22 protein-coding genes are annotated in these 21578 nt (G+C 54.5%); 16 read left to right on the top strand and 6 right to left on the bottom strand.

The genetic code is table 11. From position 1 onward, the window contains the following. Window positions 1-2: 2 nt before the first annotated feature. Together HNR64_RS05195 and HNR64_RS05190 are read left to right on the top strand one after the other, a co-directional pair. Window positions 3-482 carry a DUF6586 family protein gene (locus tag HNR64_RS05195; RefSeq protein ID WP_204995495.1) on the top strand — a complete coding sequence of 160 codons (480 nt, stop codon included), beginning with the start codon at window positions 3-5 and terminating at the stop codon, window positions 480-482. A 96-nt stretch (window positions 483-578) separates the two neighbouring features. Next, a complete protein-coding gene (locus HNR64_RS05190; protein WP_204995494.1) occupies window positions 579-848 on the top strand; it encodes a hypothetical protein in 270 nt (89 codons plus the stop codon). 57 nt (window positions 849-905) lie between these two features. Here HNR64_RS05190 and HNR64_RS05185 read toward each other — a convergent pair whose 3' ends face one another. The 3 genes from HNR64_RS05185 to HNR64_RS05175 form a co-directional block, all read right to left on the bottom strand. Beyond that, entirely contained in the window at window positions 906-1319 is a 414-nt protein-coding gene (locus HNR64_RS05185; protein ID WP_204995493.1) for a hypothetical protein, read from the bottom strand. Between the two features lie 2 nt (window positions 1320-1321). Further along, window positions 1322-1924 carry a transcriptional repressor LexA gene (gene lexA / locus HNR64_RS05180; protein ID WP_027872603.1) on the bottom strand — a complete coding sequence of 201 codons (603 nt, stop codon included), beginning with the start codon at window positions 1922-1924 and terminating at the stop codon, window positions 1322-1324. 189 nt (window positions 1925-2113) lie between these two features. After that, a complete protein-coding gene (locus HNR64_RS05175; RefSeq protein WP_204995492.1) occupies window positions 2114-2434 on the bottom strand; it encodes a DUF6763 family protein in 321 nt (106 codons plus the stop codon). A gap of 251 nt (window positions 2435-2685) precedes the next feature. Here HNR64_RS05175 and HNR64_RS05170 point away from each other — a divergent pair, with 251 nt between their 5' ends. After that, window positions 2686-3813, top strand: coding sequence for a mechanosensitive ion channel family protein (locus tag HNR64_RS05170; protein WP_204995491.1), 1128 nt, complete (start codon window positions 2686-2688; stop codon window positions 3811-3813). After that, window positions 3806-4552: an S-methyl-5'-thioinosine phosphorylase gene (locus HNR64_RS05165; protein ID WP_027872600.1), complete on the top strand. Its 747-nt coding sequence runs from the start codon at window positions 3806-3808 to the stop codon at window positions 4550-4552. The genes HNR64_RS05170 and HNR64_RS05165 overlap by 8 nt, the downstream gene beginning before the upstream one ends. Here HNR64_RS05165 and HNR64_RS05160 read toward each other — a convergent pair. Together HNR64_RS05160 and mfd are read right to left on the bottom strand one after the other, a co-directional pair. Beyond that, window positions 4520-5293 carry a CsiV family protein gene (locus HNR64_RS05160; RefSeq protein WP_204995490.1) on the bottom strand — a complete coding sequence of 258 codons (774 nt, stop codon included), beginning with the start codon at window positions 5291-5293 and terminating at the stop codon, window positions 4520-4522. The two genes, HNR64_RS05165 and HNR64_RS05160, sit on opposite strands and share 33 nt — an antisense overlap. A 37-nt stretch (window positions 5294-5330) precedes the next feature. Beyond that, a complete protein-coding gene (gene mfd, locus HNR64_RS05155; RefSeq protein ID WP_204995489.1) occupies window positions 5331-8768 on the bottom strand; it encodes a transcription-repair coupling factor in 3438 nt (1145 codons plus the stop codon). A gap of 202 nt (window positions 8769-8970) precedes the next feature. Between mfd and HNR64_RS05150 the strand changes: the two genes are divergently transcribed. The 12 genes from HNR64_RS05150 to HNR64_RS05095 all read left to right on the top strand — a co-directional run bounded on the left by HNR64_RS05150 (window position 8971) and on the right by HNR64_RS05095 (window position 21010). Continuing rightward, window positions 8971-10437, top strand: coding sequence for a glyceraldehyde-3-phosphate dehydrogenase (locus HNR64_RS05150; protein WP_027872597.1), 1467 nt, complete (start codon window positions 8971-8973; stop codon window positions 10435-10437). A 224-nt stretch (window positions 10438-10661) separates the two neighbouring features. Next, window positions 10662-12002, top strand: a complete 1341-nt coding sequence (locus HNR64_RS05145; protein WP_027872596.1) for a Na(+)-translocating NADH-quinone reductase subunit A — start codon at window positions 10662-10664, stop codon at window positions 12000-12002. A gap of 2 nt (window positions 12003-12004) precedes the next feature. Next, on the top strand, window positions 12005-13201 hold the full coding sequence (locus HNR64_RS05140; protein ID WP_027872595.1) for an NADH:ubiquinone reductase (Na(+)-transporting) subunit B: 1197 nt from the start codon (window positions 12005-12007) through the stop codon (window positions 13199-13201). After that, on the top strand, window positions 13194-13961 hold the full coding sequence (locus HNR64_RS05135) for a Na(+)-translocating NADH-quinone reductase subunit C (protein ID WP_027872594.1): 768 nt from the start codon (window positions 13194-13196) through the stop codon (window positions 13959-13961). The genes HNR64_RS05140 and HNR64_RS05135 overlap by 8 nt, the downstream gene beginning before the upstream one ends. A gap of 3 nt (window positions 13962-13964) precedes the next feature. Further along, entirely contained in the window at window positions 13965-14630 is a 666-nt protein-coding gene (locus HNR64_RS05130) for an NADH:ubiquinone reductase (Na(+)-transporting) subunit D (protein WP_027872593.1), read from the top strand. Continuing rightward, complete coding sequence (gene nqrE, locus HNR64_RS05125) at window positions 14630-15238, top strand: NADH:ubiquinone reductase (Na(+)-transporting) subunit E (protein WP_027872592.1); 609 nt, start codon at window positions 14630-14632, stop codon at window positions 15236-15238. Before HNR64_RS05130 ends, nqrE begins: the two co-directional genes overlap by 1 nt. A gap of 27 nt (window positions 15239-15265) precedes the next feature. Next, complete coding sequence (nqrF, locus tag HNR64_RS05120) at window positions 15266-16489, top strand: NADH:ubiquinone reductase (Na(+)-transporting) subunit F (protein ID WP_027872591.1); 1224 nt, start codon at window positions 15266-15268, stop codon at window positions 16487-16489. 13 nt (window positions 16490-16502) lie between these two features. Continuing rightward, entirely contained in the window at window positions 16503-17501 is a 999-nt protein-coding gene (locus tag HNR64_RS05115; RefSeq protein WP_338061809.1) for an FAD:protein FMN transferase, read from the top strand. A 3-nt stretch (window positions 17502-17504) separates the two neighbouring features. Then, on the top strand, window positions 17505-17744 hold the full coding sequence (nqrM, locus tag HNR64_RS05110) for a (Na+)-NQR maturation NqrM (protein WP_027872589.1): 240 nt from the start codon (window positions 17505-17507) through the stop codon (window positions 17742-17744). A 99-nt stretch (window positions 17745-17843) separates the two neighbouring features. Beyond that, on the top strand, window positions 17844-19091 hold the full coding sequence (locus HNR64_RS05105; protein ID WP_204995488.1) for a lipoprotein-releasing ABC transporter permease subunit: 1248 nt from the start codon (window positions 17844-17846) through the stop codon (window positions 19089-19091). A gap of 9 nt (window positions 19092-19100) precedes the next feature. Next, window positions 19101-19799 (top strand): lipoprotein-releasing ABC transporter ATP-binding protein LolD, encoded by a 699-nt coding sequence (lolD, locus tag HNR64_RS05100; RefSeq protein ID WP_204995487.1) that lies wholly within the window; start codon window positions 19101-19103, stop codon window positions 19797-19799. Between the two features lie 2 nt (window positions 19800-19801). Continuing rightward, window positions 19802-21010 (top strand): lipoprotein-releasing ABC transporter permease subunit, encoded by a 1209-nt coding sequence (locus HNR64_RS05095; RefSeq protein WP_204995486.1) that lies wholly within the window; start codon window positions 19802-19804, stop codon window positions 21008-21010. A 6-nt stretch (window positions 21011-21016) separates the two neighbouring features. Here HNR64_RS05095 and HNR64_RS05090 read toward each other — a convergent pair whose 3' ends face one another. Then, complete coding sequence (locus HNR64_RS05090; RefSeq protein ID WP_204995485.1) at window positions 21017-21547, bottom strand: DUF2062 domain-containing protein; 531 nt, start codon at window positions 21545-21547, stop codon at window positions 21017-21019. Between the last annotated feature and the right edge of the window lie 31 nt (window positions 21548-21578).

Below are 21578 nucleotides of genomic sequence, written 5' to 3'. Positions count from 1 at the left end.
GTATGTCAGAGAGTTACCGGGGGCAGTGCAACCTCCATTTACACTTCGCTAAGCAGTATCTCGCTGACAGTGAAAGGGACGCTGAGCCACAGTGGAGCGGGCATTATCAGCGAGCTTGTGTTGAGTCTGCGTTGTGGCAGCTACGGCTGGCCTACGAGTGCCATTTGGCCGACTTACTCATCCAGCAACCGCTGTACAGCCAGACTCTGCCCACTGGGCGTATGAATGCTCAAGTATTGACGAAGGCCGCGCATCCTCCGGAAATTGGAGAGTTGGCTGATCGCGAAATACACGATGATCAGTTGAAGTGGATGCTGGACTACCGTTTTGTGCGCCAGCCCGGTGATGCAAAACAGTACAACCCGTCGCTGCTAAGCACCGTTACGGTTTCTGACCAGGACGATGTTGAGCTTGCTAAGGGCTGCTTGCAGTTCCTCAGCGAGTTGATCGCGAGACACCGAAGCACACTCCTGGAGTATTAATAGCTCGGTCTACTGACAGATTGGCCTACTGGTCGCTGGGTTTGTTACACTTAGCAAACGCGTCAACGCGTGGTGATAACAAACAAGGGAAACTCTGTGCTGGCTTATTTAGAATTGGTCGAATTGGCAAATGGCGATATCGTGCTTCAGCGTTCCGAAGGCGACGAAAAGCCATTGGTGATGATCCGGTTCTCAAGTGAGGCCAGAGAGCAAATTCCAGGCTCATGTTTAGAGATCGCCCGTGCAATGGTGCAGGCTGGTCTAGAAGCTGCGCAGGTTGTGAGCGAAGAGCTTAGTGACGACGCCGCTGAAGCACAAGACGACGATCAGGACGATATTCACCCCCCATCAAAGACCCTCCACTAGGGCATAGAGCACCTCTTTACCCCTTATGTATTGTGGCTGCTGAGTCCCTCTTGGCTGTTAATTTTGAAGCTGTATCACCAGGCACTCGGCGTCGCCAGCCAGCGCAGCTCGCTCTAGAGCGCAGCGTTGTTCTGTGCTGAGGGAAGTGTTCGTCAAAACCGCCACGGTGTGACTTTTCCCGCGCTCCAGCGCTCGTGCGGCAATATTGCAGAGGCTGCCGCCGTTCGCCACAACCTGTAATATTCGCTGGCCGCGATCTTTGCCACAGGCATCGAGCAATGGTTTGAGAGGTCTGTCTGCAACCCAGCACAACCAACGCTCCTCAGTTTGTCCGCTTAGCTGCATTAGCATGGCGGCCAGCAGCGTGCGTGACAGGTGCGCCTGGCTGCTCAACACGATATCGGTAATGCGCGTAGCAGTGTTGTGCTGCTGAGCGTTTGAGAACAATGATGTTTGCTCGATCAGTGCCATGCTTAACTCCCGCGTCTCAGTACACCCACACTCAAGCCCTCAATGGCGAAGTCCTGTTCTCGCAGGTCAACTTCAATGGGGGCGTAGTCGGGGTTTTCGGCGATTAATAGCAATTGGTGTTTGTTCTTTTGGTGTTGCAAGCGCTTTACAGTGACCTCATCACCAATTCGCGCGACGATGATTTGTCCGTTCTGAGCCACCTGGCAGCGGTGTACAGCCAATAGATCATCTTCAAATATTCCGGCATTGATCATGCTGTCGCCGCGCACGCGAAGGAAGTAGTCGGCCGAGGGAGAAAACAGGTTTGGCGAAATCGCGCAATGGTCTTCAATGTGCTCCTGAGCCAGGATGGGGCTACCTGCAGCAACCTGGCCAACAATGGGAATGCCGAGGTCTTCGGGAAGGCGAATACCTCTTGAGGCGCCGGGTATAATTTCGATCGCGCCTTTTCTGGCCAGAGCCTTGAGGTGCTCTTCGGCAGCGTTAGGTGAGCGAAACCCGAGTTCTCTGGCAATGTCTGCACGGGTCGGTGGGTAGCCGGTATCGTCGATATGGCTCTTTATCAGCTCGAGTACTTGCGCTTGTCTGGCGGTTAATTTTTCCATGTTCTGGCATCTGTTTATCTATACAGTAACTGTGAGTATATACAGTATTTTGTTCTGTGCAAGCCGCGATCGGTAATTTTGATGTTGGCTGAAAGCAGGAGGGTAGATAAAAAGTGGGAGGGTAGATAAAAAGAAGCCCACCCGAAGGCAGGCAGGAGGGGGAGCGCGGAAAATTCAGTGTTTCAGTGGCTAGAATTCATCGAGGATGCCGTTGACAACATCGCTCTCGATTTCGTGTAGCGGGTTGCCGATCTGCTCCGGCATGATGCCATCATCCCAATGGCGGTAGTCGTCATCGCTGAGCTCGAACGCATTTCGCCAGTCCTCTGGCTCTTCAATACCGGTGAGCTTTAGCTGCCTCCAACTGTCCAAATCGTACTCGCAGATTTCTCCGTCAATTAATTGCACTTCTATTGTGTCCAGGCCTTCATCTGTAGCCACAACTTCGAACTGCTGACCGGTTTCCAAGTCTTTGTACCAGCAGCCTATCAACGCATTTAATGATGCCATAGCGTTCACCTCCTAAAGTACGTATCTCCAAGCTATCATGTCCCTTCGGGCTGTCCAGTAGGGATTTATCCGAGAGCCCGGGTGTGGCTTTGTGTCGTTGTTATGGGCTTCAAGTTTAAATCTTCGCACTTTCAGTAAGATGCCCGGCTAAGTTAAACTGATTTTCTTTTTTTCACCCCGTTTTTTAGCACGCTAATGAATAAGTGGCCCGGGGCTAACAAGCAATCTGTATAAGTAGAGGACAGCGTTTGATGTCGATGGATTGGATTAAAGGTATAGAGTTTTCTAACTACCCTTGGCTCACGGAAGTGTTCATCGTTGTTCTTATTGTTCTGACGGCGAACTTATTGGCAGGCCGCTTGCTGAATGTCCTGGGTGAGCGTTTTAAACGCACGCATAACCTGTGGGACGACGCCGTTTTGCTCGCTGCGCGTCGTCCGCTGGTATTGTTGATATGGGTGGTCGGCGCCAGTCACGTATTGGAGATTATCGCCGGTAGCACTGACGCCGACATCTTTACCGCCCTGCAACCGTTCAGAGCCGTTGCGGTGATGGCGATTTTGGGCTGGTTTCTAGTGAAGCTGGTTCACGAGATCGAAGCGGGCCTGCTCTCCAGAGAATACAGCGATAGCGACGAGCCGATCGACCAAACAACGGTGATGGCGCTGGGCAAACTGGTGCGAAGCGCGGTCATCATTGTTGTGGTGTTGATGATCCTTCAGAACCTTGGCTACAGCATTTCTGGTGTGCTGGCCTTTGGCGGCATTGGCGGGATAGCGGTGGGCTTTGCCGCTAAGGATTTGTTGGCGAATTTTTTTGGTGGCCTGATGGTGTATTTAGACCGTCCATTCTCTGTGGGCGACTGGGTGCGCTCCCCAGATAAAGAGATAGAGGGCACGGTAGAGAATATTGGTTGGCGGCAGACCCGAATTCGCACCTTTGACCAGCGCCCACTGTATGTGCCCAATGCCACGTTTACGCAGATCGCCGTCGAGAACCCATCGCGCATGCTGAACCGGCGTATCTATGAAACGGTGGGCGTAAGGTATGAAGATGCGAGCAAGTTACCCGGCATTATCAGCGACGTAAAAACCATGCTGGAAGCGCACCCCGAGATTGATCTCAGAAAAACGCTGATTGTGAACTTCAATAAGTTCAACGCGTCGTCCTTGGATTTCTTTATCTACACCTTCACTAAGACAACCCAGTGGGTGACGTACCATGAAATTAAGCAAGATGTTTTGTTAAAGGTTTTAGATATTGTCCATGAGCATGGCGCTGATGTGGCGTTCCCCACCACCACGGTGAAAATGGCCCCCTTACAGATCGAAAATGCTGCTCGCCAAAGCGGAGCGGTTGGAGACGAAGAAAATGCGTAGACCCATTGCAGTAATTGGCGGTACCGGGCTGTGTGATTGGCCGGGCGCTCACATGTTGAGCAGTGAAACCGTGTCAACGCCCTACGGTGAGCCCAGTGCACCTGTTCAGCATATGGAGTATCAGGGGGCGGAGTTTCTGTTTCTGCCGCGGCACGGTGTGGGGCATTCGCTGCCGCCCCATGCGATTAACTACCGCGCGAACATTCACGCCTTGAAGGCTGTTGGCGCAGGGGAAGTGATCGCAGTGAATGCGGTAGGGGGAATCAGCGAGCGCTTTGTTGCCGGTGTTATTGCATTGCCTGAGCAAATCAATGACTACACCTGGGGACGTGAACATACCTTTTACGATGGCCGTGATGGCAGGGTTGAGCATGTGGACTTCAGTTACCCCTACTGTGAAGAGCTGCGGCTACGATTATGCGCCGCTGCCCAGGACGCGGATATTGATATTGAGCCCTACGGCACCTACGCGGTAACCCAGGGACCGCGTTTGGAGACGGCAGCAGAGATACGCCGCTTGGCGCGCGATGGCAACGATATGGTGGGTATGACCGCGATGCCTGAAGCAGCGCTTGCTCGGGAGGCTGGTTTGGATTACGCCTCAGTGTGCTTGGTGGTGAATCCAGGTGCCGGCCTGAGCGACACACTCATTACGATGGAAGATATTCAGGCCGTTATCGATACCGGAATGTTGCAGGTAAAGTCGTTACTCTCCCACGCTATCGCCAGCCACGGGTAATTCCTGAGGCTTGCTGATCATAACCAGTAAGCCAAACAGGGGGTGGTCGATGTAGTGCAGCTCTTCGCTGCGCATGCGGCGTTCCTGCTTCATGACCACGATGCGCTCTACCGGCTCCGCCCCTGCGGGGATAGTAGGCTCAGAATCTGCCAGCTGGGGATTCTGTTTTAAAAATTCGGCGTACTCTGGGCTATTTTCAAACGCCTCATCGATAAAACCGTCCTCGTTTTCCGGTGCTGGTCGGTAGGGGTGGCGGGGCAGATAGTAATTGCCGCCGCGTTCGCCGAACTGAGAAAGCCAAAGCATGGGTTGCGCATATAAGTAGCGCTCCAAGGCGATGCGAATATAGCCCTCAAGCTCATAGTGCTCGCCGACTTCCCGTCCGCCGCGAATGAGGATTGCCGGTGCTTTGCCGCGTGGTTGCAGGTCTTGAATCCAACTTTGCTGAGTAAGAATGCGGTAGCGCGACGACAGCTGCAGAGAGCGTAGGGCTTTGGCAAATTGTGGGTGGTGCTGATCGGTGCGTTGCAAGTGGCCGCGGCCGGTGTTTTTCAAGCTTCGCCAATCTCGCGGGTAACGCAGGTGCAAATTGTCTGGCCATGCCTCGGCATTGTTCGCCGCGGGATCGGTATTGGCATAGACGACAATATCAATTTGGTAACGGTTGTCGGGCTCAGCGTGCAGCGGCGCGGCAAATGCGACAGCAAGTAAAAAGAATGTGGCGAGTTGGAAGCGGGGCATATCTTGGTCTCTTGTTGTTAAGCGCCGTCATCGACGTTTACTTTGTACTGGGTGTCAGTGCTGCTAGCAAGTCGTCAACGGCACTAATACGCTGCTCGGCGCTTTCTACCTCTTCTTTGAAGCGCATAGCGTTAGCGCCATCAAGCTGGTAGCGCAGGGCATTTTTCTGCACCAATTGAACAATGGCCATTGGGTCAACCTGCGTGTCTTCCGCAAATTCCAGGCGACCCCCTCCCGCTGATGCCTCGATTTTGCGTATACCCAGTGCTTCTGCTTTGAGGCGGAGCTGGGCACAGCGGAACAGATTTTTACAAGCCTCGGGGAGCAGGCCAAAGCGGTCGATCATTTCCACCTGTAGCTCGCGCAGCGCGTTGTCGCTAGTAGCACTTGCAATGCGCTTGTAGAGCATTAAGCGTTCTTGCACATCGGGCAAGTAATCGTCCGGGATCAGCGCAGGAATACGCAGGTTAACCTCGGTGTGGTCAGCTTGGCTGTCTTCCAGGTTCACTGTTTTCCCGGCTTGAATGGCTTTTACGGCGCGGTCGAGCATTTCCATGTAAAGGCTAAAGCCGATGGAGTGTATTTGGCCGCTCTGGCCTTCGCCGAGCAACTCGCCGGCGCCGCGTATCTCCATGTCGTGCGTTGCAAGGGTGAAGCCAGCGCCGAGGTCGTCGGCCTCGCTAATGGCGGTCAGGCGCTTCTCGGCGTCGCGGCTGAGCTGCTTGGCCGGAGGCGTTAGCAAATAGGCATAGGCCTGGTGGTGAGAGCGTCCGACGCGGCCTCGCAGTTGGTGGAGTTGCGCCAGCCCGAATTTGTCGGCGCGCTCAATGATAATGGTGTTGGCGTTGGGGACATCGATGCCTGTTTCAATAATGGTCGAGCACAGCAGTACATTGTGGCGCTTGTGGTAGAAGTCGCTCATTACTTGCTCAAGCTCGCGCTCGCGCATTTGTCCGTGACCAATACCGACGCGTATTTCCGGCAGCATCGCCTCGAGCTCGCGCGCGGCTTTTTCAATGGTTTTGACCTCATTGTGCAGGTAGTAAACCTGGCCGCCACGCAGAATCTCTCGCAGTATCGCCTCTTTAATCAGCGCGTCGTCACGCTCGCGGACAAAGGTTTTTACCGATAAACGCCGCGCTGGGGGGGTGGCAATGATGGATAAATCGCGAATCCCCGACATCGACAAATTCAAGGTGCGAGGGATCGGTGTCGCGGTCAGTGTCAGTACGTCGACTTCGGCGCGCAAATTTTTAAGGGCCTCTTTTTGGCGAACGCCGAAGCGGTGTTCTTCATCAATGATGACCAAGCCGAGGTTGGCATAGCGAATATCACTGCTGAGAAGCTTGTGGGTGCCGATAAGGATATCGATCTTGCCGGCTTGCAGGTCGCTAATTACTTGCTTTTGCTCGGCTGCTGAGCGAAAGCGCGACAGCACTTCAATTTTGACCGGCCAGTCTGCAAAGCGGTCGCGGAATGACTCATAGTGCTGCTGGGCAAGCAAGGTGGTGGGCACTAGGATCGCGACCTGAGTGTTGTTTTCCACGGCAACAAACGCGGCGCGAACAGCGACCTCGGTTTTGCCAAAGCCCACATCGCCGCATACCAGGCGGTCCATCGGTTGCTCGGAGCGCAAGTCGCCCAGTACCGCGTCGATCGCCAGCTGCTGGTCTGGCGTTTCTTCAAAGGGGAAGTCATCCGCAAATTGCTGATAGTCGCCGCTCAATGAAAAGGCGCGGCCCTGTCGCGCTTCGCGCCGGGCATAAATATCGAGCAGCTCCGCAGCAACATCGCGAATTTTTTCCGCGGCTTTGCGTTTGCTGCGACTCCACTGGTCGCTGCCAAGTTTGTGTAAAGGAGCCAGTTCCTCGTCGGCACCGCTGTAGCGACTTATCAGTTGCAGTGATGACACCGGTACGTACAGCTTGGCATTGTCGGCGTATTCCAGTGTCAGGAATTCGTTGCTTTGCCCGTCTACATCAATGCTGTGTAGGCCGAGGTAGCGGCCCACGCCGTGATCGGCGTGGACAACGGGCGCGCCGATGCGCAGTTCTGCAAGGTTGCGGACCACCGCTTCGGCATTGTTGTTGGTGTTTTTCCGCCGTCGCCGGCTCTGTGAGACCCGGCGGCCAAACAACTGCGGCTCGGCGACCACCGCGAAAGCCGAGGGCGCGCTGAATGCGAAGCTCTCCTGCAGGGCGGCGGTAGTGATCGCCAAATCGCAGTCGGCGCTTTCGAAGGCCTGCCAGCTATCGATCAGGGTAGGGCGCAGATGGTGGCGCTGAAGCAACTCTACAAGTGCCTCGCGCCGCCCCGCCGATTCTGCACACAGTAATATCCGCCGGTTTTCGCTGAATGCACGCAGCGCTGCCACGGGGTCGTCGGCGCGGCTGTCGATGTCGAGGACGGGCAGGGATTCAGCGGCCAGATTGTATTCAGGGTTGCTGACGCCGTCTCGGCCCAGGCGCAGACGGGGGTAGTGCTTAATACTGGCAAACAGGTCTGGCACCGGCAGGAAAAGCTCTGCGGGGCTTAACACGGGCCGCTGGGTATCGCCGTTGCGTTGCTCGTAGCGTTGGTGAATGTCCTGCCAGTAGTGGTCTGCTGCAGCCTCTATACCATCGCAGCGCAGCAGCGTGACATTGTTCGGTAAATAGTCGAACAAGGTGCCGCAGCGTTCAAAAAATAGCGGTAAGTAGTACTCAACCCCCGCCGGGGCAATACCGCTACTCACATCTTGATAGACCGGGCATTTGCGGTGGTCGACATTGAAGCGCTCGTGCCAGCGCCGGCGAAATCCGGCAATGCCGTCGTCATCCAGCGGGAATTCCCGCCCAGGAAGCAGGTCGATCGCCTCAACGTGTTCCAGGCTGCGCTGCGTTTCTGGGTCGAAGCTGCGCAGGCTGTCGATATCTTCATCGAGAAAATCCAGGCGGTAGGGCAGATCGCTGCCCATGGGGAAAATATCCAACACAGCGCCGCGCAGGGCGTATTCGCCGTGCTGAAAGACGGTAGTGACGTTGTTATAACCGCCATTTTCTAATTCCAGCCGGAAGGCATTTAAGTCGACGGCTTGACCACGCTTCAGCGACAGGCTGTGACTGCCCAGGTATTCCGGTGGGGCGATGCGCTGCATGAGCGACGTGATCGGCACTACAACGACGCCGCGCGTCATCTGACGAATTTCAGTCAGGCAGCGCAGCCGCTCGGAAATAATATCCTCGTGGGGGGAGAAAGTGTCGTAGGGCAGGGTTTCCCAGTCTGGGAGCAGCTTGACGGGCAAGCCAGCGGCGAAAAAATGCAGCTCTTGCTCAAGCCGGTAAGCACTTGCGGTATCCGGGGTGATCAGCAGCAGGGGCTGCTCAATACGCGATGCGAGTTTTGCGGTGACAAATGCCTGGCTGGCGGGGGTAACACTACCGAGATCGAGGCTTTGACGGTGGCTAAGAGAGAGCGTATTGGGAAGTTGTATCACTGTGCTTTTATTCGTCGGTGGACAGGGGCGGGCATTGTACCGCGTCGGCGCTTGCAGTCATAACCCCGACGATCACGGCAAATTTGCCAGGATTAGTACCGACATTGGTAGCAGTTGACAGTTGTGGAGGTTGATCTGGATGGCGTGAATAAAGATAATACGCGCTCCTGAATTTTCCCCCCGACAGCAAAGGGTATCTGCCGTGACTGAGAGAAGACGAGAGCGTCCTGATGATTACTTCGCCGACTGGAAAGAGCGCGAAGCATTAGCCGAGGGAATGATCCCTCTGATTGGTAAGCTCTACCGCAGCAATAACGTCAAAACCTATATCTACGGAAAGAATCTGGTCAACCTCTCGGTGCTGGATATTATGCAGGCGCATCGCTTTGTTCGTCAGGTTGAACAAAACGAGTTGTCTGAATTTGAAACCTTCCCTGTCATTCAAGCACTTGCTGGTTTGGATTTGGGCACGGCGCACATTGATGCCGGCCGTATTGCTGTTGCTTACGAAGAGCAAGGCAAGCCAGCAGGGCAGAGTGTTGACGAGTTCGTTCGCAGCCAGGTTGCCGATCTGATCGGTGGCGTCAAAGAGCCTGCGCGCCCACCTCGCGATGTCGTTCTCTACGGTTTTGGTCGTATCGGTCGCCTGATGGCCCGTCTCCTGGTAGAGAAAGCGGGCGGCGGTGACAACCTGCGTCTGCGCGCAGTCGTTGTTCGCCAGGGCGGTGCTGAAAACGATCTGGTGAAGCGAGCCTCATTGCTGCGCCGCGATTCAGTGCACGGTCCCTTTAATGGCACCATCCGCGTTGATGAAGAGCGTCAATCCTTCGTCGCCAATGGCGTAGAAGTCAAAGTCATTTACGCCAACTCTCCTGAAGAGGTGGATTACACCCAATACGGTATTAACGATGCAATTCTGGTCGATAACACCGGTAAATGGCGTGACCCGGAAGGTTTGGCGACACACCTGGCGCGCCCCGGTATCGCCAAAGTGATCTTAACGGCGCCAGGCAAAGGCGATATGAAGAATATCGTTGCCGGCGTAAACAATGCAGAGATTCTCGACAGCGACACCATTATTTCTGCCGCCAGCTGTACAACCAACGCCATCGCGCCACCGCTTAAAGTGCTGGATGACCGTTTTGGTATTGAAAATGGTCACGTTGAGACGGTTCACTCGTACACCAATGACCAGAACTTGATTGACAACTATCACAAGGGTGATCGTCGCGGCCGCAGTGCACCGCTGAACATGGTTATCTCTGAAACGGGCGCAGCGAAAGCCGTTGGTAAAGTGTTGCCGCAAATGCTCGGCAAGCTGACCGGTAACGCGATTCGCGTGCCGACCCCGAATGTGTCGCTGGCTATTTTGAAGCTGAACCTCAAAACGGAAACCACTGCCGACGAGTTGAACGAGTACATGCGCAAAGTGGCGTTGCACTCGCCGCTGCGTAAGCAGATCGACTACTCAAACTCACCCGAAGTTGTATCCAGTGACTTTGTCGGCTCTCGCCATGCCTGTATTTTTGACAGCGAAGCCACCATCGTGAACGGCAAGAGCGCTATCTTGTACTGCTGGTACGACAACGAGTTTGGTTACAGCTGCCAGGTGCACCGTATTTTGGAGCAAATGGCAGGGGTTTCCTACGCGGTATATCCAGCCGAGTAAGTGTCGATACGGCCAGCAGCGCACATAGCGACGCTGGCCGTTTTGCATAGCGGTTCTGGCCGGTATCGCCAGTTTCGTCGTGACAGACTATGCCGTGAGTCTATATACTTGCGGCAATTTTTTGAGCTGGGTGACCGTGCTCACCCCGCCTCCCGGGCCAGCATCTGCTCGGAATCGCAGAATTTTTATTTTCGCGTTTAACCATAAGAGTGTCAGAGAGCCTTATGATCAAAATCTCCAGGGGCCTGGATTTGCCCATATCCGGCGCACCCGAGCAGCGTATTGAGCCAGGACCCAAAGTCCGCTCGGTGGCTGTACTCGGGTTCGACTATGTTGGTATGAAGCCAACAATGGCGGTGAAAGTAGGGGACCGTGTAAAAACGGGCCAACTTCTTTTTACCGACAAAAAAACTGAAGGTGTACGCTACACTGCGCCGGCTACCGGTGTGGTGTCAGCCATAAACCGCGGCGAAAAGCGAGTGCTGCAGTCGGTTGTTATCGATGTGGAAGATGACGAGTACGAAGCCTTCGCTAGCTACTCTGCCGAGCAGCTAAGCGGGCTGAGCAGGGATCAGGTTGCTGAAAACTTGCAGCAGTCCGGGCTTTGGACAGCGCTTCGCACGCGGCCATTCAGTAAGGTGCCGGCCTTAGATGCATCGCCAGCCGCCATTTTTGTTACGGCAATGGATACTCATCCACTGTCTGGCGACCCACAGTTGGTGATTGCAGAAGCAGAGCAGGACTTTGCTAACGGCCTTGAAGTGCTGAGCAAACTCACCACTGGCAAAGTTCATCTTTGTGTTGCCGCCGGTAGTCAAGCGCCGAGCGTTAACAATAGCCAGCTGCAGGTCAGTGAATTTGCCGGTGCCCATCCGGCAGGTTTGGCGGGCACGCATATGCACTTCCTGGAAGGCGCTAGCCTCAGCAAGCAGTTGTGGCACGTTGGTTATCAGGATGTGATCGCCTTCGGACGCTTGTTTACCACGGGTAAGTTGCAAGCGGATCGCGTTGTCGCACTGGGCGGCCCGCAAGTTGAACAACCTCGACTGCTCAGAACTCGTCTGGGTGCGAGCTTGGAAGAGCTTTGTGCCGGTCAATTGAAAGCAGGCGAAAACCGATTGATTTCTGGTTCCGTACTCGGTGGTAGAACCGCGCGCGGCGCAATGGCGTATCTCGGCCGCTACCACAATCAGGTGAGTGTCCTTCTTGAAGGTGTGCAGCGCGATTTCATGGGTTGGCTATCGCCCGGTGCAAACAAACACTCGACCCTGCGTATTTACCTCAGCCAATTCCTGAAGAAGCGTCTGCCATATACCACCAATACCAATGGTAGCGAGCGGGCTATGGTGCCGGTCGGTGCTTACGAGCGGGTTATGCCACTAGATATTTTGCCTACCCAGCTGTTGCGTGCCCTCATCGTAGGGGATACACAGATGGCGCAGGATTTGGGCTGCCTCGAACTGGACGAAGAAGATTTGGCGCTGTGTACCTACGTTTGCCCTGGCAAATATGAATACGGCCCGATTCTCCGTGACAATCTCAGCCGTATTGAGAAGGAGGGTTAATCATGGGTCTGCGAACTATTCTCGACGATCTGGAACCGCATTTTGAAAAAGGTGGCCGCTTTGAAAAGTGGTATGCCCTTTATGAAGCGGTTGACACTATTTTTTATTCGCCGGGTTCGGTAACAAAAACCACGGCCCATGTGCGCGACGGTGTTGATCTTAAGCGCATCATGATCACCGTGTGGTTCTGTGCGTTCCCTGCCATGTTCTACGGTATGTGGAATATTGGTTTCCAAGCCAACACCATCATGGCCGATATGGGCATCGCTGCTGGTGAAGGCTGGCGCCACGCTTTGATCGGTATGTTTGCCGGTTATAACCCGGCCAGCGTGTGGGACAACTTCTGGCATGGCTTCTGGTACTTTATTCCGGTATATGCCGTCACCTTTGCGGTCGGCGGTTTCTGGGAAGTACTGTTTGCCATGAAGCGCGGTCACGAGGTGAACGAAGGTTTCTTCGTTACCTCTATTCTGTTCGCACTGATTTGCCCCCCGTCAATTCCGCTTTGGCAAGTAGCTCTGGGTATTAGCTTTGGTGTGGTTGTTGGTAAGGAAGTATTTGGTGGTACCGGTAAAAACTTCCTTAACCCAGCGCTGACCGGTCGTGCCTTTTTGTTCTTCGCCTATCCTGCCCAGCTTTCTGGTGACGCAGTGTGGACGGCGGTAGACGGTTATACCGGCGCGACGGCTTTGTCGGTCGTGGCCAGTGACGGTATGGCGGCACTGCAGGATAAACTGACATGGTTCGATGCGTTCAGCGGTAACATGCACGGCTCCATGGGTGAGGTATCCACTATCGCGATCCTTATCGGCGGCGCTGTTCTGCTTTGGACGGGCATCGCTTCCTGGCGCATTGTGCTGGGTGTGTTTAGTGGCATGGTGGCGCTGTCGTTACTGTTTAACGGCATCGACAGTGACAACCCAATGATGGCTATGCCTTGGTACTGGCACTTCGTTTTGGGTGGTTTCGCCTTCGGTATGATCTTTATGGCCACCGACCCAGTTTCCTCAGCCATGACCAATACCGGCAAGTTCATTTTTGGTTTGCTGATCGGCTGCATGGTTGTCCTGATCCGCGTCGTTAACCCGGCCTTCCCAGAAGGTATGATGTTGGCAATTCTATTCGCCAACCTGTTCGCACCACTGATTGACCATTTCGTGGTTCAAGCAAACATCAAACGGAGGTTGGCACGTGGCTAATAACGACAGTATTCAAAAAACACTGCTGGTCGCGGTAACACTCTGTATCGTCTGTGCATTGTTTGTTTCCTCGGCTGCGGTCATGCTGAAACCGGCGCAAGTTGCCAACAAAGCGGAAGACCGCAAGGCAAATATCCTCGCTGCTGCGGGCATGCTTGACCCAGAGAAAAGCATCGATGAGCAATTCGAGCGTGTGACTACGCGCATTGTTGACCTTAATACAGGCAAGTTTACTGACCAATTTGATGTTGCAAGCTTCGAGCAAAGCAGCATCGCTAAAGATCCGCAAACCTCTGTGGAACTGGGCGGTGACGACATTGCCAAGATAAAGCGCCGCGAAAATTACGCGACGGTCTATCTTGTTGAGAGCAATGGCGAGCTGGACAAGATCATTCTTCCCGTGCGCGGCGCTGGGCTGTGGTCGACGCTTCACGGCTTTCTGGCCTTGGAAAATGACCTCAACACCGTTGCCGGTTTGGGTTTCTTCGAGCACGGTGAAACACCAGGGCTTGGCGGCGAAGTTGATAACCCGAACTGGAAAGCGCTGTGGCCGGGCAAAAAGGTCTACGACGAAGGTGATGCAAAAATTCAGTTGATCAAGGGCAGTGTTGATGCCAATACGGCAGAAGCAGAGCACAAGGTTGACGGTTTGAGTGGAGCAACTTTGACCAGTCGCGGTGTAACCAATCTACTGCAATTCTGGATGGGCGAGAATGGCTACAAGCCTTTCTTGAGCAACCTGCAGTCAGGGGAGGCCTAAGTAATGGCAACGATGAAAGAGGCATTGACCTCACCCATATTTAAAAACAACCCAATAGCGCTGCAGATCCTCGGTATTTGTAGTGCCCTGGCGGTAACCTCAAGCATGAAGGTTACCCTGGTAATGTGTATTTCAGTGATTTTCGTTACGGCGTTTTCCAACCTCGCCGTATCGATGATTCGCAACCACATTCCTGGCGCTATCCGTATCATCGTACAGATGGTCATTATTGCCTCGCTGGTTATCGTGGTTGACCAGGTACTTAAGGCCTACGCCTATGCCATCAGTAAGCAGCTGTCGGTATTTGTTGGTTTGATCATCACCAACTGTATCGTTATGGGTCGCGCTGAAGGCTTTGCAATGAAGAATCCACCGCTGGCGAGCTTTATCGATGGTATCGGTAATGGCTTGGGCTATAGCGTGGTGCTGTTCAGTGTGGCGTTTGTGCGTGAGCTGCTTGGTTCTGGAAGCCTGTTTGGTATCGAGATTCTCGCCACAATCAATAACGGTGGCTGGTATGTGCCGAATGGCTTGTTGCTGCTGCCTCCCAGTGCGTTCTTCTTGATCGGTTTCTTCATCTGGATCCTGCGCAGTGCAGATAAAGAGCAGGTAGAAGAGGAAGAATTTAAAATCACCAAGAATACACGCAGCGTTAAGGAGGCCTTCTGATGGAACACTATCTCAGCCTGTTTGTCAGGTCGGTGTTTATCGAGAATATGGCGTTGGCCTTCTTTCTTGGTATGTGTACCTTCTTGGCAATTTCAAAAAAAATCCAGGCCGCCATCGGTCTCGGTATTGCGGTAATTGTTGTACTGACACTTACCGTGCCGGTTAACAACCTGATTTATACCTATTTGTTGCGCGACGGCGCGCTGGCGTGGGCCGGCTTCCCGGATGTGGATCTCAGCTTCCTGGGCTTGTTGAGCTACATCGGCGTTATCGCCGCTATCGTACAAATCATGGAGATGTTCCTGGACAAGTTCGTTCCGGCTCTCTACAGCGCGCTGGGTGTATTCTTGCCGCTGATCACGGTGAACTGCGCGATCATGGGTGGTTCACTGTTCATGGTAGAGCGTGATTACAACTTCACCGAGTCGGTAGTTTACGGCGCGGGCGCGGGAACCGGTTGGGCGCTGGCGATCACTGCCTTGGCAGGGATCCGCGAAAAGCTCAAGTACAGCGATGTTCCCGAAGGCCTTCGCGGTCTTGGCATCACCTTTATTACTGTCGGCTTGATGTCGTTGGGCTTTATGTCCTTCGGCGGCATCGATCTGTAACCGAGAAGAAGAACTGGAGGCGTTTTAATGAATACAGTGGTTGTTCTCGGTGTAACGATGTTTACCGCGATCGTGTTGTCGCTGGTAGCCGTTATCCTGTTTGCTCGCGCGCGCTTGGTGAGCAGCGGTAATGTGACCATCGAGATAAATGGTGAAAAAACAATCAGCGTACCCGCTGGCGATAAGCTCCTGGGTACGCTTTCGAATCAGGGCATCTTTTTGGCATCTGCCTGTGGCGGCGGCGGTAGCTGCGCGCAGTGTAAGTGCATTGTAAAAGATGGTGGCGGCTCCATGCTTGCTACTGAAGAGGCACACTTCAGCCCCCGTGAAGCTCGCGAAGGTTGGCGTTTGTCCTGTCAGACGCCCGTCAAGCAGGACATGGTTATTGAAGTGCCTGAAGATGTCTTTGGCGTTAAGCAGTGGGAATGTACGGTTGAGTCTAACCCCAACGTAGCTACCTTCATCAAAGAGCTGACGCTCAAGCTGCCCGAAGGTGAGAACGTAGACTTCCGCGCCGGTGGTTACGTGCAGTTGGAGTGTCCGCCTCACCACGTGAAGTACTCTGACTTTGATATCCCCGAAGAGTATCGCGGCGATTGGGAGCGTTTTGGCTTCTTCAATGTTGAGTCAAAAGTTGACGAGACCGTTGTGCGCGCTTACTCAATGGCCAACTATCCCGAAGAGAAGGGCATTGTTAAGTTCAATATTCGTGCAGCAACACCGCCGCCGAATAATCTTTCGCTGCCAGCTGGCCAGATGTCTTCCTGGGTATTCAGCCTGAAACCCGGTGACAAAGTTAAGGTGTACGGTCCCTTCGGTGAGTTCTTTGCTAAGGAAACTGAGGCAGAGATGGTGTTCATCGGTGGTGGTGCGGGTATGGCGCCGATGCGTTCGCACATCTTTGACCAACTCAAGCGCCTGAACTCCAAGCGTAAGATTTCTTTCTGGTACGGCGCTCGCTCATTGCGCGAGGCGTTCTACATGGACGAGTACGACAAGCTGGCGGAAGAAAACGACAACTTTGAGTGGCACTTGGCGTTGTCTGACCCGCAGCCTGAAGACAATTGGGAAGGTTTGACGGGCTTCATTCACACCGTGTTGTACGAAAACTATCTGAAGGACCACGAGGCTCCTGAAGATTGTGAGTTCTACATGTGTGGACCCCCGATGATGAACGCGGCAGTGATTAAAATGCTCGAAGATTTGGGCGTAGAACCGGAGAATATTCTTCTTGATGACTTCGGTGGTTAAGCGATCTCTGTCCGTGGAAAAAGCAGCCTTAGTGCTGCTTTTTCTGTTTTTAAGTGCCTGTAGTCCGGCGCCAGAGGAAATTATCCAGTTCAGTGGCGAGACGATGGGCACCACCTACCACGTCACGCTGCGAAACCCTGGTGATTTGCGCGCAGAGCGCTTGAAGCAACAGCTCGACTATCAGCTCGCGCACTTTAACCAAATTGCGTCGACCTATATTGAAGACTCTGAGCTAAATAAGTTAAACCGCGCGCCCATCGGTGAGTGGCAACAGCTGAGCGAGCCGCTATATGCGATTCTGACCATGGCAATGGAGGTGAGCTGGCTTAGCGGCGGGGCATTCGATATTACCGTGGCGCCGCTGGTGGACCTTTGGGGGTTCGGGCCGGTGAAGCGCGAGGGCCGTCCGAGTGACGACGCCCTGGCCGACGTGATGGATAGGGTGGGTTATACCCGCCTGCAGCTCGATATGCTTGAGCCAAAGCTGATGAAGTCTGCGGCATTGAGCATGGATCTTTCAGCCATTGCCAAGGGCTATGGCGTCGACGCTGCCGCGATTTGGCTGACGTCGCTGGGTGTGAAAGACTACCTCGTTGAAATCGGCGGCGAAATGCGTGTAGCTGGGAAGAGCCCGCGCGGCGATGCCTGGCGCATCGGTGTTGAGAATCCGGCCGGCGGTGGCCCTCAGTTGGCGATAGCGCTGGGCGATATTGCGGTGGCGACCTCCGGTGACTACCGCAACTATTTCGAGCAGGATGGTGTGCGTTATTCTCATACTATTGACCCGCGCACTGGCAGGCCCATCACTCACACGCTGGCGTCGGTGACGGTGCTTGATCCATCGTGCGCTTTTGCTGACGCGATGGCGACCGCGCTGTCCGTAATGGGTACGGAGCGTGCGCTGGCGCTTGCTGAAGCTCAGGATTTACCTGTGTATATTATTGAGAAAGGGGAAGAGGGCTTTGTCAGTCGTTACAGCTCGGCCTTTGCTCCCTATCTACCGAAGGAGTAAGTGATGGCGACTATTTTTGCAGCAGTACTGGTGATGTTGCTGATCGTGGCGGCGATGTCGGTCGGCGTTATCTTTGGACGCAAGCCGATAGCGGGCTCTTGTGGCGGCGTGGGTGCAGCGTTGGCTGATCCGGATTATGTCTGTGACCTCTGCGGGAACGACCCGAATAAGTGTAAAGAAGAGTCCGAGAAAGCGGCGATGCAGGCTGACAGCAAGCAATTTTATGACGCTAGCCGCGACTAGCGGTTCCTGTGCGCCGCACACAGCGGCGCAATAACTGCGGTTTCTTGTCCCGACAATGCTAGTATAGAGGCCCAACCGTTCACGGCCTCCAGCAACACTATGCCAGCTTCACTCCCATTCTTTATTGGTCTTCGCTACTTTCGCAAGGGTGCGGGTGATGACCGTTTTCTATCCTTGATGTCGTGGTTTTCACTGCTGGGCATGATGCTCGGTGTTGTCTCACTGATCGTCGTGACCGCCGTCATGAATGGCTTTGAAGCCGAGCTACAGAAACGAGTGTTGTCAGTGTTACCCCATGCGTATGTGGAGGGGCCGAATCAGCGCCTGGATGATTGGCCTGCACAGCGACAAGCGATAGCCTCGGCGCCAGGGCTAAAGGCCTCGGCACCCTATGTCGGTGGCAAGGCGATGCTGTCGGCGGCAGGCAGAATACAGGGCGTTGCGATGTACGGCATCGACCCCGAATTAGAGCGATCAGTGTCATCGGTCGCCGAAAAAATGATCGCCGGCCGCTACTTGAGCGAAACGCCGGGTCACTACGAAGTGGTAGTCGGCGATATCCTTGCGCGGCAGTTGGATTTGATGCCCGGCGACACGCTGCGGGTGATTTTGCCGAAGGTCACCGTCACGCCCTTTGGTTTATTTCCCCGGGAGCGGGTTTTCACCGTTGTTGGAATGTTTTCAGCGGGCGCGCAGCTTGATGCCAGCACCGCGTTTATTCATCTTCAGGACGCGCAAAAACTCTATCAACTGGGCACTGATGTGCAGGGCTTGCGCCTGCAGTTTAGCGACCTTCTCCAGTCGGCAAAGTGGTCTGCCGATCTACTGCCCTTGCTCCCTAAAGGCAGCACAGTGGTGGACTGGAGTATCAGCCAGGGCAGCCTGTTTCAAGCCGTTAAGATGGAAAAGCTGATGGTGCGGCTGCTGTTGATGTTTATCGTCATCATCGCCGCCTTCAATATTATTTCCATTCTAAGTATGGCCGTTTCCTCTCGGCGCGGCGCCATTGCGGTGTTGCGTACCATGGGTGCATCGCCTGGCAGTATCACCGGGGTATTCATTGTCTACGGGGTCGCAACCGGGCTGTGCGGTGTGTTGTTGGGCTTGCTGATTGGCGTGCCGCTGGCAGTGAATATTGGTGACGTCGTCGCGTGGTTAGAGTCCGTGACAGGTCTGTATGTGTTTGATCCGCAGGTGTACTTTATCAGCCGAATACCGTCGCTGCTGAGGGTGACGGATATTGTGTGGATTTGCGGTTTTGGTCTCGCACTAAGTGTATTGGCCACATTGTATCCCGCGCGCCAGGCGGCCAAAGTCCAGCCGGCAGAAGCATTGCGCTACGAGTAAATGAAAAATATGGAACAACTAAGCACCGCGAAACCGGTTTTACACTGCCAAGCCCTCTGCAAGCGTTATCGTCAGGGCGACGGCGAGCTCACCATTCTCGATAACATCGAGCTGGTGGTGAAGAAGGGGGAAATGCTGGCGATAGTCGGGCCCTCAGGGGCTGGTAAAACCACCTTGTTGCATATGCTGGGAGGCTTAGACTTGCCCAGTAGTGGTCGGGTGCTGATTAACGACCGTGATATCGCCGCTCTTAATGACCGTGACCGCAGTCGTCTGCGCAATGCCGAGCTGGGCTTTGTCTACCAATTTCACCACCTGCTGGCAGAATTCAGCGCGGTCGAAAACGCCGCAATGCCGCTGCTTGTTGCCGGTAGAAAGCGGCGTGAGGCAATGGCAGAGGCCGCGAGCTTGCTGGAGCGCGTTGGCTTGGGCAGTCGGCTCAGCCATCGTCCCGCTCAGCTTTCCGGTGGCGAGCGGCAGCGCGTGGCCATTGCCCGGGCGCTGGTCAATCGCCCTGCTTGTGTGTTGCTTGATGAACCAACCGGGAATTTGGACGGTGATACCGCTGAGTCTGTGCACGCGCTGCTGGCTGAACTTAACCGCGAGTCTGCAACGAGTTTTTTAATTGTTACCCACGACCTACAACTGGCGCAGCGCATGGACAGGATTCTGGAATTGCGGGCTGGCCAATTGACCCAGAAGGTATAGCAGTGGCCGGTATCTCCAGATTTATTGGTTTGCGCTATAGCACCGGCGGTGATGGCAGTCAGCTGATGTCATTTCTATCGCGGTTGTCCATGGCGGGGTTGATATTGGGCATTGCCATGCTGATTACCGTGTTGTCGGTAATGAACGGTTTTGACCGGGAGATGCGTCAGCGTATTCTCGCCCTTGTGCCGCACATAAGTATGGTGCCCTGGAATGGCGGCGACGCCGATTGGCAGTCATTTCGCAGCAGTGTTCTTGCACATTCTGAGGTTCGCGCTGTGGCGCCCTTTGTACAGGGCAACGCGCTGTTAGTGAAGTCCAGTCAGGCCGAGCCGGTGCAGTTCTTTGGGGTCGACCTTGCGCAGGAAGCGACGGTGTCGCAGATGACACAGTTCGCTGATTTCAGCGCATTTCAAGGACAGAACGTCGTGCTTGGTAAGGGGCTTGCGACGCGCCTTGGACTGGCGGCGGGAGACTCGTTGAGCTTGGCAATTCCGCAGCCGGAGAAGGGGGGAGTGCGGTTTTATCGCTTTACGCTTGCGGCGATTTTCAGCAGTGGCACGGAGCTTGACCAACAGCTGGTGTTGATGCCGCTGGCTACGGCCCAGTCATTATTGCCGAATCAGTCGTTGTCATTGCGGGTTGCCCTGCACGACGTGTTTGCGGCGCCGAAAGTAGCCTGGGAGTTGTCAACAGTGCATGGTCGACACTACCGGTTGCGTGATTGGAGTCAGCAATTTGGCAATATGTATCACGCGATACAAATGTCGAAAAAGTTAGTGGTGATAATGATGTTGGCCGTAGTGGCCGTTGCGGTATTCAACATTGTTTCAACACTGGTGCTTGTGGTGAATGACAAGCGCTCGGATATTGCCATTCTGCGCAGCCAGGGCGCCACACAGAGCGACATTCTGAAAACCTTTATGGTGTACGGCGCGATCATTGGCGGTATTGGCACGCTCATCGGCGCCATACTGGGCGTGCTCTTTTCTTTGGTGATCGGTGACCTTGTGGCTGGCCTGGAGCAGGTGTCCGGAGCGCAGCTGTTGCGCTCGGATGTCTACCCAATTAGTTATCTGCCGACTGATATTCGTGCCAGCGACGTCGCGATTGTAAGTGCGGCGGCGTATTTTATGAGTGTTTTTGCCAGTTTGTATCCCGCATGGCGAGCATCGCGGCTCGCGCCCGCGCATACCCTGCGGCAGCAGTAACAGGGGTCAGTTAGGTGTTTTTGCTCTGCGCTGCTGTTGACGTTTACGCCAGCGGCGCACAACGTGCACGCGCCACAGTATATGGATACTCACCGCACCGACCAGGCCGCAGAATAGCCCGGTCAGCAAGCAGCCGAGCAAGAATGGCCGCCACAACAAAATCAGTTCATCCTGAATCCACTGCCAAGACAGCTCAAAGGCGAAGTCCTTGGCAGGCACATCAAGCAGGGCAGCACCCACTTTGTAGCTAAAATAGAAGAAGGCCGGCATGGTAACGGGGTTGGTGATCCATACCAGCATTACCGATAGCGGCAGATTTGCCCGCAGCAAAATAGCCAGCAGTGCCGCAAGGAGCATTTGTGTGGGAATGGGCACAAAGGCAGTGAACAGACCAATAAAAAACGCAAAGGTCACTGAACGGCGATTTAAATGCCACAGATTGGGTTCGTGAAGAAGACTGCCGAACACGCGCACTGAGGGGTGTTCACGCATGCGCTCGGGAGCCGGAAGCCATCGCTTGAAGAATTTACGAGCCATTGGCCCCACTTTACGTAAAATGAATGCACAT

Origin of the sequence: Spongiibacter marinus (genome assembly GCF_016906995.1) — a bacterium.
Taxonomy (GTDB): Bacteria; Pseudomonadota; Gammaproteobacteria; order Pseudomonadales; family Spongiibacteraceae; genus Spongiibacter; species Spongiibacter marinus.
This window is presented reverse-complemented; position numbering and strand designations above follow the sequence as displayed.